The sequence below is a fragment of the Aeromonas sp. Y318-3 genome (assembly GCF_027706185.1).
GTDB classification, from domain to species: Bacteria; Pseudomonadota; Gammaproteobacteria; order Enterobacterales; family Aeromonadaceae; genus Aeromonas; species Aeromonas veronii.
Genome location: NZ_JAPDCN010000024.1, coordinates 43,235 through 55,118, shown reverse-complemented (window position 1 = coordinate 55,118; position 11,884 = coordinate 43,235). Strand labels below are relative to the sequence as shown.

Sequence of the window (11,884 nt, the reverse complement as noted above, 5' to 3'; positions counted from 1 at the left end):
TTGGAGTGATGGGCATTTCAAATGCGGACAAAGAGTTCGTGGTGAAGGTGCGATCCACTTGTTCGCACCTTCCCTAGTGCACATTGTCGGGGCGTTGAAACATCATCTGCTGGATAAAGATAATACCTTGCTGCGGATGGTGGGACGAAAATAATAAAGAGAGGCAACCCTTGTTGTGCCAGAAAATATATATTGTCAGCGGGCGAAATTTATTATCCAGACCGAGCAAAGGACATTGAGAAGAGAATGATACCGGTGCGAGTGGTCGCCGCGAGGGCAAGAGACAATACAAGGACACAAGACAAGGGGAGGGTGATCAGAGGCCGCTTGCCCCCTGAGCCCCTGTCGATCATCCCGTTGCATGGGGGTTAGGCTGCGTCGGCACCTACCGGTTTTGCATAAATCACCGGTTAGCCAACTCTTTTGCCCCGAAATGGCACTTTTCGTACTGATAATCTTGGTTTTTTGGCGTTTTGGCCGCCTAAACGAGGGCTATGCCATAAAAAATTCAAAAAACTTCTTTACCAGTGACCAATGCGTGAGTAAACTTCGTCGGCAATATTTTACACCCCCACTTCCTCAACGGTGAGATATTGCCATGCTCAGGATTGCCAAAGAAGCGTTAACCTTCGACGATGTACTGTTGGTTCCCGCCCACTCCGAAGTTCTTCCCAATACTGCCGATCTGCGTACCAAGCTGACCTCTGCCATCAGCCTGAACATCCCGATGATCTCCGCTGCCATGGACACAGTGACCGAAGCCCGTCTGGCTATCGCACTGGCCCAGGAAGGCGGTATCGGCTTTATCCACAAGAACATGTCCATCGAGCAGCAGGCTGCCGAAGTGCGCAAGGTCAAGAAGTACGAGAGCGGCGTGGTCACTGACCCTGTCACCGTGCGCCCTGACATGACCATCGCCCAAATCAAGGAGCTGAGCCACAAGAATGGCTTTGCCGGTTACCCCGTGGTGACTGACGGCAATCAGCTGGTCGGTATCATCACCGGCCGTGACGTGCGCTTCGTGATTGACCTCTCCCAGACCGTTGAACAGATCATGACCCAGAAAGATCGTCTGGTCACCGTGCGTGAAGGGGCCCCTCGCGAAGAGGTGGTAGCCCTGATGCAAAAGCACCGTATCGAAAAAGTGCTGGTGGTGAACGGCGACTTCAAACTCAAGGGCATGATCACCGTTAAAGATTTCCAGAAAGCCGAGCGCAAGCCTCACGCCTGTAAAGATGACAAGGGTCGTCTGCGGGTCGGTGCTGCGGTCGGTGCCGGTGCTGGCAACGAAGAGCGCGTCGCCGCGCTGGTAGAAGCCGGTGTTGACGTGCTGCTGATCGACTCCTCCCACGGCCACTCCCAGGGCGTGCTGGATCGCATCAAGGCCACTCGCGATGCCTATCCGGATCTGCAGATCATCGGTGGCAACGTGGCGACCGCCGCGGGCGCCAAGGCGCTGGCTGCTGCCGGTGTCAATGCGGTCAAGGTCGGTATCGGCCCGGGCTCCATCTGTACTACCCGTATCGTGACCGGCGTGGGTGTGCCCCAGATCACCGCCATCTCCGACGCTGTTGACGCGCTGGAAGGCACCGGTATTCCGGTGATTGCCGATGGCGGTATCCGCTTCTCCGGCGACATCGCCAAGGCCATTGCCGCGGGCGCCAGCTGCGTCATGGTGGGCTCCATGTTCGCCGGTACTGAAGAGGCGCCGGGCGAGATCGAGCTCTATCAGGGGCGCTCCTTCAAATCCTACCGTGGTATGGGTTCTCTGGGCGCCATGTCCAAAGGCTCCAGCGACCGCTACTTCCAGACCGACAACGCCGCCGACAAGCTGGTGCCGGAAGGCATCGAAGGCCGCGTGCCGTACAAGGGTCGCCTCAAAGAGATCATCCACCAGCAGATGGGCGGCCTGCGCTCCTCCATGGGCCTGACCGGCAGCGCCACTATCGACGATATGCGCACTAAAGCTGAATTTGTGCGCATCTCCGGCGCCGGGATGAAAGAGTCCCACGTCCACGATGTGACCATTACCAAAGAAGCCCCCAACTATCGGATGGGCTGATAAAACGGGGCCCTGCGCCCCGTTTTTCCACCCTTTTTTTATCCCGTGCCCTTTGTGACAACATCAGCCTGATGCAGGAATAAAATGACTAAAGACATTCACCAGCACCGTATCCTTATCCTCGACTTCGGTTCCCAGTACACCCAGCTGATCGCCCGCCGCGTGCGCGAAATCGGCGTTTACTGCGAACTGTGGGCCTGGGATGTGACCGAAGAGCAGATCCGCGAATTCAATCCGAGCGGCATCATCCTCTCCGGCGGCCCCGAGTCCGTCACCGAAGCGGGCAGCCCGCGCGCCCCCGAGTATGTGTTCAACGCCGGTGTCCCTGTGTTCGGTATCTGCTACGGCATGCAGACCATGGCCGAGCAGCTGGGTGGAAAGGTGCAATCCTCCACCGAGCGTGAATTCGGTTACGCCAAGGTGGAAGTGCTGGGCGAAGCTGGCAAGAGCAGCGCGCTCTTGCGCAATATTGAAGATGCCATCGCAGACAACGGCAATGCCCTGCTGGATGTCTGGATGAGCCACGGTGACAAGGTCACCACCATTCCGGCCGACTTCACCACCATTGCCCAGACCCCGACCTGCCCGCACGCGGCCATGGCGTGTGAGGCCAAGCGCTTCTACGGCGTGCAGTTCCACCCGGAAGTGACCCACACCCGTCAGGGTGCCCGCATGCTGGAGCACTTCGTCAAAGATATCTGCGGCTGCGAATGCCTCTGGACCCCGGCCACCATCATCGACGACGCCGTTGCCCGCATCCGCGAGCAGGTGGGCGACGATGAAGTGATCCTCGGTCTCTCCGGCGGTGTCGACTCCTCCGTGGTCGCCATGCTGGTGCACCGCGCCATCGGAGATCGCCTGACCTGCGTCTTCGTGGACAACGGTCTGCTGCGTCTGAACGAAGGCGAGCAGGTGATGGAGATGTTTGGTGACCACTTTGGTCTGAACATCATCAAGGTTGAAGCGGAAGAGCGCTTCCTCTCTGCCCTGGCCGGTGTTGACGAGCCGGAAGCCAAGCGCAAGATCATCGGCCGCGTCTTCGTTGAAGTGTTTGATGATGAAGCGAAAAAGCTGAAAAACGCCAAGTGGCTGGCGCAAGGCACCATCTATCCGGACGTAATCGAATCCGCTGCCAGCAAGACCGGCAAGGCCCACGTCATCAAGTCTCACCACAACGTCGGCGGCCTGCCGGAAGAGATGAAGATGGGTCTGGTCGAGCCGCTGCGCGAGCTGTTCAAAGACGAAGTGCGCCGCGTCGGCCTCGAGCTGGGTCTGCCCTACGACATGCTCTACCGTCACCCGTTCCCGGGCCCGGGTCTGGGCGTGCGCGTCCTTGGTGAAGTGAAGAAAGAGTACTGCGATATTCTGCGCCGCGCCGATGCGGTCTTTATCGAAGAGCTGCGCAAAGCCGACCTCTACAACCAGGTCAGCCAGGCGTTCGCCGTCTTCCTGCCGGTGCGCTCCGTTGGCGTGATGGGCGACGGTCGCAAATATGACTGGGTCATTGCCCTGCGCGCCGTCGAAACCATCGACTTTATGACCGCCCACTGGGCTCACCTGCCGTACGACTTCCTCGGTCACGTATCGAATCGCATCATCAACGAGATCAACGGTATCTCCCGCGTGGTGTACGACGTCTCCGGCAAGCCGCCTGCAACCATCGAATGGGAATAAGCGGCTCGCGCCCTTCTGCCCATCGAGCATAAAAATGCAAAAAGACGCCCTTGAGGCGTCTTTTCTTTTCTCAATCGTTTGCGCCACACATCTTCTTTTTTCGAGCAGCTTTTTCGCCACCTTGCCCCTGTCATATGTGACAGGGGCATTTTTGTCATCCCGCACTAGGCTCTCTCATGCCAATTGAGCCTGCTGTCAACAGCGGTTTGTGGCAAGGGGGAGGGCTGATCCAGTTGCAGATAGCTGCGCAAATTTGCCCATCGTCATCGCGCCAATCGGCAGTGATGACACCCCGGTGGAGACCGGAAACCACTTGAATCAACGGGGCGCAGCCCGAACGGCCAAACGAGTCGGGATCATAGAGCACGGAGAGTTTGATATGTCAGAACAAGCAGTGTTGGTGGGTGGATGGACCGCATATCACAAACTGACCGCCGAGGATCAGGCGGTATTTGATCAGGCGCTGAAAGGATTTGTCGGGGTGCAGTACGTACCCTTTGAAGTCTCCACCCAGGTGGTGGCTGGCACCAACTACCGCTTCAAGTGCAAGAGCACTGTGCCGCTGCCCAACCCGATCCACGGGGAAGCCGTGGTGCAGATCTTCCAATCCCTGGATGGCTCGGCACATATCACCTCCATTACCCCGATCTGATGTGGTTTAGGGGCTAAGTAGGGAGGACATAGCCTCCAGCCGGTTGGCTCTAACTACCAGCAATAGAAAAGACGCCCGAGGGCGTCTTTTCATTTTCCAATTGTTTGCGAGAAAATTTTACTCTTGGCGAAAGGGAGAGGCCGTGGTGCCAATGTCGTCATGGTGAGTTCCTGAGTCGATCGGCAGAGCGTCATCTATCGCGTTCACATATGGCGGCAGGATGTGGTTTATCGGGAGCAAGCTCCGTCCATAAGAAGCTATGGGACAATGGAGCCGGATACCCGCTGCTTCGATGCTCCATATTGATGCAAGCGGCTGATACACCTCCCAAGATGGGGTAATTTCTTGATCTGGCTTGGGAAACGCCTATCTTCCTCTTTTTCTTATCTCTTTCGCTCGTTAGGATAGTCATTTAGGAATGGCCTCTATGGAGTCACCTATGAACTAGGCTGGTGGAGGCTGTCGAGCAGTAGCTTGGATGCAATTCAGGAATGGCACGAGCACACTGAGATCCAGTGGGTGCCATCAGTTGATGGAATGGCAAAAAGAAAAAGTCAAGTGAATACGTTAAAACATCAGTATTGGTGTGATAATATCATGATTTAAAATGATTTTTTTTGAGTTGGTTATGAATGTGAGGCGGAGTTATGCGGAAGGTTCTGATGTTGGATTAGTACCGCCTTCTATCTAATCACTGTTGGGCCTCTAATAGAGAAAATCAGAAACATGCGGAACTTACGCAGTCGGGGACTTATGTGAAGACAGATCACGAATTAGTACAGGCTGGGCTTACTACATCAGGCCTGAAGCGGTACAAGGATGCAGTGCTGGACTTCGAAAAAACTCTTCTTGAAAAGGCGATCGTTTTCGCCCAAGCAGATAAAGCAGATGACTCGAATGTCGAAGTAACTCATGATCATGTCCGGTCGGGCGCCATGGCAATGGCCGCCAGCCTCGGAAAATCGAAACCGTCACCTTGGTCTATTCCGGTTCAAATCGGTGAGTATGTTTTTACAGCTCTCGCAGGAGTTGGTGGCGGCTCTTTGAAAGAGTCCTGGGGAACACCGCTATTCGTCTTAAGTGTGGCAATAGCTGTAGTCCTATTCGTTGTTCGTAGCACGAGGCTGAAGCAGCCATGAAAATTATTTACACAGAATCAGGAAAAAATGCGCTCGAAAGCTTTAAGGAAAACAAAGCCAAGGAATTAGAGGAAAGCATCAAGCAGAGAAAGTATGTTCTCGGTGATGACCTGATTGAAATCACTGGAGCCGACGTAAAAGAGGCTCAAGAAGAAATGGGGCACTACAAACTCTTTTATCGAAAGAGATCCTCGTCTTACAAGCTAGTCCTCCAACTCTACTCAGTCATCGGCGTACTTATGACCTTGAGCGGCATCTTCTATCAAGATGTTGTTTATATTTTCACCCAGAGGCCTGAGCAAGTTGCCGTTATTGTCTCGGGCATCGGCATTTCGATCGCTTGCGTGGTAATGCTCTGGAGATTGAAGTCTAAAGAGCAGGCTGAGCAGGAGCTTATGCGAATCCAGCGGAGTTCTACCGTTTCAAAAGTAGACGCTGAGAAAACACACATGCCTTCGGTTTCTGGCGACAACCCATTTTTTATCGAAGAGCCGATGCGGACAGTGAGAGAGGCTGCCGATACTTCTAAGGCAACTGGAAAGCCAATTTTTCTTGTTGTATACGATGAGACTCATCCATCAAAGAGCAAGCTCTATTACTCGCTCGGGTATTTTATGGAGTACTACACGACTAAAAGACTTGTCCATGATCATTTCATTTCGGCTCTAGTGCCGCGAAGCGACAGAGACGCAGCAGCTCTCGTTCCCGACGATGATCCGTTAGAAAACTGTCTTTGGATCGTGCTGAATCAAGATGGGAGCATCGTTCGCAGGGAAGGTGTGTATGCGAACCCGGATGAAGGACTGAAGCGGGTCCGGGGCGTCGTAAGGGAACTTGGCATGGCCCAACAAGGGGCTTAAGCCGACATCCCCGCCTCCGGCGAGTTCGTGGCTTGTAGCGGTCTAATCATCCCGAACACCATTTTAGGTGGTACAGTCGCCACCATGACCAGAGGTGTTCAATGACAAGATGACGCAGCTCATTTACTGCTGAATTCAAACTCGAAGCAGCATCCCTGGTGCTCGACCAGGGATACTCTATCCCCGAAGCCTACCGTTCACTGGATGTCGGTGACACCATACTTCGCCGATGGGTTCAGCAGCTTCAATCCGAACGAACCGGCACCACCCAAATCGGCAAAGCACTGACCCCGGAGCAGCAGAAAATCCAGGAGCTGGAAGCACGCATCAACCGGCTCGAGCGCGAAAAGGTCATTCTAAAAAAGCTACGGCTCTCTTGATTACGGACGAATTCACTCGTACGCGCAGATAGACCGATTAAGAGAGCAAGCCCCCATCACTCTGGTCTGCTGCGCTTTCGATGTTCCAACATCCTGTTTTTACGACTATCTGGCCCGCAAGCGGACGATTAACCGTGAGCGGATGCAGCAACGCAGCGAGTTGCGCCGTTTGTTCAAAGCGAGCCGGGACTCGGCAGGCAGCCGGGCTGGTCTCCAAACAACCGGGAGCTCATCATTATCAGGTCGTGCGGTCTGAACGACCGGATATACCCAATCTTCTGGCGCGTGAATTTAATTTCCAGCAACCACAATCAGGTGTGGTGCGGCGACATCACCTACGTATGGGCAGGTGGCCGTTGGTATTACTTGGCGGCGGTGCATACCCGGCGGGTTGTGGGGTGGGCGATGTCAGATAAACCAGATGCCGAGCTGGCCATCAAAGCACTTGCGATGGCGTATCAGCAACGAGGTTGTCCGTCAGGTGTGCTGTTTCACTCCGACTAAGGCAGCCAATACGGCAGCCGGGTATTTCGGCAACGACTGTGGCGCTATCGCATGACCCAGAGCATGAGTCGGCGTGGCAACTGCTGGGACAATGCGCCGATGGAGCGGTTGTTCAGGAGCTTGAAGGCGGAGTGGCTTCCGGCGACGGGTTACATGAGTCTGCGGGAAGCGAAGCGGGATATCGGTTATTACCTGATGGATTACTACAACTGGCGATGTCCACATCAACACAATGACGGGATACTGCCAGCAAAAGCCGAACATCGGCCTAACCGAGTGTCCGGATTTAGTTGACCACTGCATTTTCCCCTATCAGGAAATTGGCGGGCAGAAAAAGGCCACGTTTACTCATACCTCGCCGCTTCCCAGGCGTGTATCGCCTGTTTGCGGGTCTCGCCCCAGTGATAGCCGCCGAGTTTGCCGTTTTGCTGGATAACCCGGTGGCAGGGGATCATCAAGGCGACGGGGTTGGCGCCCACCGCCAGACCCACGGCGCGGGCAGCCTTGGGATTGCCGACGGCGCTCGCCACCTGGGCGTAGCTCACCACCTTGGCGGGCGGGATCTGCAGCAGCGCCCGCCAGACGCTGATCTGAAAGTTGGTGCCGCTCACGTGCAAGGAGATGGGGCGATCCGGCGCCTTGCTGCCATCGAACATGGTGTTGATGACGTTCTGGGTGCGTGATGGCGCTTCTTGCAGCCTTGCCGCAGGCCAGTGCTGGGCGAGGGCGGCCAGCGGCGCCTCTGGGGCCTTTTCATCGAGAAACGAGAAGTTGCACACCCCCCGCGGGGTCAGGGCGACGAATGCCTGACCGAAGGGGGTGTCGTGCACCCCGTGATCGATAACCAGCCCGGCCCCCCGTTGCTTGTACTCGCCCGGCGTCACCGCTTCGAGCTGCACGAAGTGATCGTAGAGTCGCGAGCCGCTGCTAAGGCCCAGGGTATCGGCCACCTCAAGCAGCGGGCGCGACTCCTGCAACAGCGCCTTGGCCCGCTCCAGGGTCAGCACTTGCAGATAGCGTTTGGGCGTCACTCCGGCCCAGCGGCTGAACAGCCGCTGGAAGTGAAAGGGACTTAAGTGAACGTGCGCCGCTATCTCGTCCAGAGTGGGCTGACGCTCCACCTGACTTGCGATAAAACGGATGGCATCGGCGATACGGGCGTAATCAGACATAAGGCGCTCTCACGATAAGGTTTCGGTCGCAGGATCTTGGGGGCGACAAGGTCATGTGCGACAAATTGATACCCCACCATCGGCCAGCAGGGCAATGCCGGTGGTAAAGCTGGATGCATCGGACGCGAGGTAGAGGGCCGAACGGGCGATCTCCTCCGGTTGGGCTAGCCGTTTGAGGGCATGCATATTCTGCACAAAGGCGAGGCTCTCTGGCGTATTGGCAAAAGCCCGCCCCATGGGGGTGTCGGTGCCCCCCGGCAGCAGGGCGTTGACCCGAATCCCTTGTGCCCCATACTCGGCAGCCAGCACCCGGGTCAGGCCAATGAGACCTGCCTTGCTCGCCGCATAGGCCGCCATGCCGGGCAGCCCCAGGGTATGGCCGACGAAGGTAGAGGTAAAGATAAGCGAGCCGCCGCCACGCGCCAGCATGGCGGGGATCTGGTACTTGGCTCCCACAAAGGCGCTGGTGAGGTTGGTATCCAGCGTTTCCTGCCACTGCGTCAGCTCAAGCTCCTCTACGCTGCCCGGCGTGCCTGTGATACCTGCGTTGTTGAAGGCGATATCGAGCCCGCCGAAACGGGTTAACGCGAGATCAACAAGAGCGCGGGCGTAAGTCTCGCTTTTCACATCTCCCGCCAGACTCACCGCCTGGCCCCCCTCATGGCGGATCTCATCCACCAGCAGATCCAGCTCGGGCTGGCGGCGGGCGCCGACGACGACGCTGGCCCCTTCGCGGGCAAACAGGATGGCGCTGGCGCGGCCGATGCCGGAGCTGGCGCCGGTGATGATGGCGACCTTGTTGGACAGTAATGACATGGCAGTTCCCTCGCAGGTGTGTTGTGCGCCAAATCAGTGGGGCACAGGGTTGGCTGTGGGTTGGAACCCCAATAGGTTCCAACCGTCTTGGGTTTGGCCCCCACTATGGCAACCACTCCTCGCTGGAACGACCCGAATCTTGCTCTCTTTGTTCCCAAGTCGTTTTGCTACATGTCGATACAGGCCTTCGTGACAACAAAAGGGGCGAACTGCGCCCCGAATTCTTTATAATGCCCCCCTTTAAAACCGCCGGACCCGGGTTCGGCGCGCGCTGATGGTCGCTGTGCCATCAGGCAGATCATCAGGATTGAGAAACGGTTATGCATACTCTGGAACAGCTGCGCGCAGGTGAACTGTGCGGTGCCCGCCATCTGAAGCTCTCTGAAAATCTGACGGAGTTCCCCACCGAGATTTTGAGCCTGAAAGAGACGCTGGAGGTGCTGGATCTCACCGGCAACCAGCTGAGCACGCTCCCTGACGAGCTGGCCGGGTTTGGCAAACTGCGCATCATCTTCTGCTCCGAGAACCGCTTTACCGAGCTGCCCGAGGTGTTGGGACGCTGTCCGGCGCTCACCATGGTGGGTTTTAAGGCCAACCGGATTGCTACCGTCTCGGCCAAAGCGCTGCCCGCCGGTTTGCGCTGGCTGATCCTGACCGATAACGCAATTGAGCACCTGCCTGATGAGTTGGGCCAGTACGACGCCCTGCAAAAGCTGATGCTGGCAGGCAACCGCCTGCGCGAGCTGCCCGCAAGTCTTGCCAACTGCCGCAATCTGGAGCTGCTGCGCATCGCTGCCAACCGCATCGAGCGCTTCCCCGAGTGGCTGCTCTCGCTGCCGCGCCTTTCATGGCTCGCCTACTCCGGCAACCCCTTTAGCGAAGGGGCGGAGGCGCGGGCCATCGATGATGTCCATGTCGAACCCCTTGCCTGGGAGACGCTGGCGCTGGGCGAGCTGCTGGGGCAGGGAGCATCCGGCGTTATCCATCGCGCCACCCTTGTGGGTAATCCTGCTGATGAAGTGACTCGGGCGAGCGATAGAGGCGATGTAAGTCAGGTGGCGGTCAAGCTGTTCAAGGGGGCGGTGACCAGCGACGGGCTGCCTCGCTGCGAGATGGCGGCGTCGCTGGCGGCGGGCACTCATCCCAACCTTATCAAGGTGATAGGCAAGGTGGCGGATCACCCCTCCGGCATTCCGGCGTTGGTGATGGAGCTGATCGCCCCGGCCTTTGCCAATCTGGCCGGACCGCCGAGCCTGGACTCCTGCACCCGGGATGTCTATCCAGAGGGGCTGCATCTGAGTGTGCCGGATGCGCTGGCGATGGCCCACGGCATCGCCTCGGTGGCGGGCCATCTGCACCGCGCGGGCATCATGCACGGGGATCTCTACGGCCACAATATCCTGTTTACCCGCTGGTCTGACGCACCGGCTCGCGCCCTGCTGGGGGATTTTGGCGCCGCTTCTTTATATGAGCGCAGCAACCGCGAGCGGGCCGTGGGCCTTGAGCGACTGGAAGTGCGCGCCTTTGGTTGCCTGCTGGAGGAGCTGTTGGCCCATTGCGATACGCAAGACTCACCGCTTGATGGGTTGCATCAGCTCAAAGCGGCCTGCCTCTCGGAACTCCCCGCCGATCGTCCCGATTTTGCTTATATCGAGCGTCAGCTGGCGGCCGTTCGCGCCACACTGTCGTGATCTTTCTGGCGTTGGCAGGCACGTTTTGGCCTGCTAGCGTCATTCCTTTTATTCATTCATCGCCATACACCCATGACGTTTTTGCATGGGTTGGTATGCCTCTGCCCGTCATAAACGTATCCAGGAGCGCCCATTGTGACAGCGAGGCGCACGGCAAGGGGATGTCCCGTCATTTGCCGGATAACACGCAGAGACTGCGCGGCAAAAAGGGGAGGACAGAGGGTTGCGCGGTGCCGGTTAAGTTGTGATATTGAGGCATCTTTAGTACAGAAGGGTAATAACGATGGAAGCTGCGTTTTGGCATCAGCGTTGGGAAGAGAACCGGATTGGCTTTCATCAGGCGGACTTCAACCACTGGCTGCAATCCTGGTGGTCAGCCCAGCAAGCGGACGAGCCGGTACTGGTTCCCCTGTGCGGCAAGTCCCGCGACATGCTCTGGCTGAGCGCTCAGGGCCATCCGGTCGACGGTTTCGAGTTATCGAGCCTTGCCGTCAGTCAGTTCTTCAGTGAAAACCAGCTCGCCGCGACCGTGAGCGAGGTGGGCCCTTATCAGTGCCATCAGGTGGACAGCCTGCGCATTTTTCAGGGGGATTTTTTCGCCGCCCCCAGTCTGGGTCGCCGTTACCGGCTGGTCTATGACCGCGCGGCGCTGATCGCCCTGCCGACCGCGATGCGCCGCCAGTATGCGGCCCTGATCAGTTCGCTGGTCGAGACCGGTGGCCAGATCCTGCTGGTGACCCTCGAATATCAGCCGGAGCAGCAGAGTCAGCCCCCCTTCTCGGTGGGAGAGATGGAGGTGCGAGCCCTGTTTGAACGGGACTTTCGTATCGAGGTGCTGGGGCGCGCCGCCGAGGTGGATCACCCGCGGGTGCTGTCGGGTCAGCTCTCCTACTTCGATGAAGTGGCCTACCGGCTGGCTCGCCGTGGCTAACGG

9 protein-coding genes and 1 pseudogene are annotated in these 11,884 nt (G+C 57.5%); 8 read left to right on the top strand and 2 right to left on the bottom strand.

Features of this window, described 5'->3' with window-relative positions; all coding sequences use genetic code 11:
• The first annotated feature begins 598 nt into the window (after window positions 1–598).
• The 6 genes and pseudogenes from guaB to OKB77_RS22210 all read left to right on the top strand — a co-directional run.
• Window positions 599–2,062 (top strand): IMP dehydrogenase, encoded by a 1,464-nt coding sequence (gene guaB, locus OKB77_RS22235; RefSeq protein WP_005345006.1) that lies wholly within the window; start codon window positions 599–601, stop codon window positions 2,060–2,062.
• 84 nt (window positions 2,063–2,146) lie between these two features.
• Entirely contained in the window at window positions 2,147–3,736 is a 1,590-nt protein-coding gene (gene guaA / locus OKB77_RS22230) for a glutamine-hydrolyzing GMP synthase (RefSeq protein WP_019445882.1), read from the top strand.
• 379 nt (window positions 3,737–4,115) lie between these two features.
• Window positions 4,116–4,388, top strand: coding sequence for a hypothetical protein (locus OKB77_RS22225; protein WP_265776251.1), 273 nt, complete (start codon window positions 4,116–4,118; stop codon window positions 4,386–4,388).
• Window positions 4,389–5,212: 824 nt separating this feature from the next.
• Window positions 5,213–5,527, top strand: a complete 315-nt coding sequence (locus OKB77_RS22220; RefSeq protein WP_201888848.1) for a hypothetical protein — start codon at window positions 5,213–5,215, stop codon at window positions 5,525–5,527.
• On the top strand, window positions 5,524–6,387 hold the full coding sequence (locus OKB77_RS22215; RefSeq protein ID WP_201888849.1) for a hypothetical protein: 864 nt from the start codon (window positions 5,524–5,526) through the stop codon (window positions 6,385–6,387). The genes OKB77_RS22220 and OKB77_RS22215 overlap by 4 nt, the downstream gene beginning before the upstream one ends.
• A 113-nt stretch (window positions 6,388–6,500) precedes the next feature.
• A pseudogene (locus OKB77_RS22210) lies at window positions 6,501–7,565 on the top strand (IS3 family transposase); the annotation flags it as partial.
• Window positions 7,566–7,615: 50 nt separating this feature from the next.
• Here OKB77_RS22210 and OKB77_RS22205 read toward each other — a convergent pair.
• Both OKB77_RS22205 and OKB77_RS22200 read right to left on the bottom strand, forming a co-directional pair.
• Window positions 7,616–8,443: a bifunctional transcriptional activator/DNA repair enzyme AdaA gene (locus OKB77_RS22205; RefSeq protein WP_265776252.1), complete on the bottom strand. Its 828-nt coding sequence runs from the start codon at window positions 8,441–8,443 to the stop codon at window positions 7,616–7,618.
• Between the two features lie 51 nt (window positions 8,444–8,494).
• Complete coding sequence (locus tag OKB77_RS22200) at window positions 8,495–9,259, bottom strand: SDR family oxidoreductase (RefSeq protein WP_265776253.1); 765 nt, start codon at window positions 9,257–9,259, stop codon at window positions 8,495–8,497.
• Between the two features lie 320 nt (window positions 9,260–9,579).
• On the opposite strand from OKB77_RS22200, the gene OKB77_RS22195 reads away from it, so the two are divergent.
• Window positions 9,580–10,950, top strand: a complete 1,371-nt coding sequence (locus OKB77_RS22195) for a leucine-rich repeat-containing protein kinase family protein (RefSeq protein WP_129504189.1) — start codon at window positions 9,580–9,582, stop codon at window positions 10,948–10,950.
• A 283-nt stretch (window positions 10,951–11,233) separates the two neighbouring features.
• Window positions 11,234–11,881, top strand: coding sequence for a thiopurine S-methyltransferase (locus OKB77_RS22190; RefSeq protein ID WP_265776255.1), 648 nt, complete (start codon window positions 11,234–11,236; stop codon window positions 11,879–11,881).
• The last annotated feature ends 3 nt before the right edge of the window (window positions 11,882–11,884 follow it).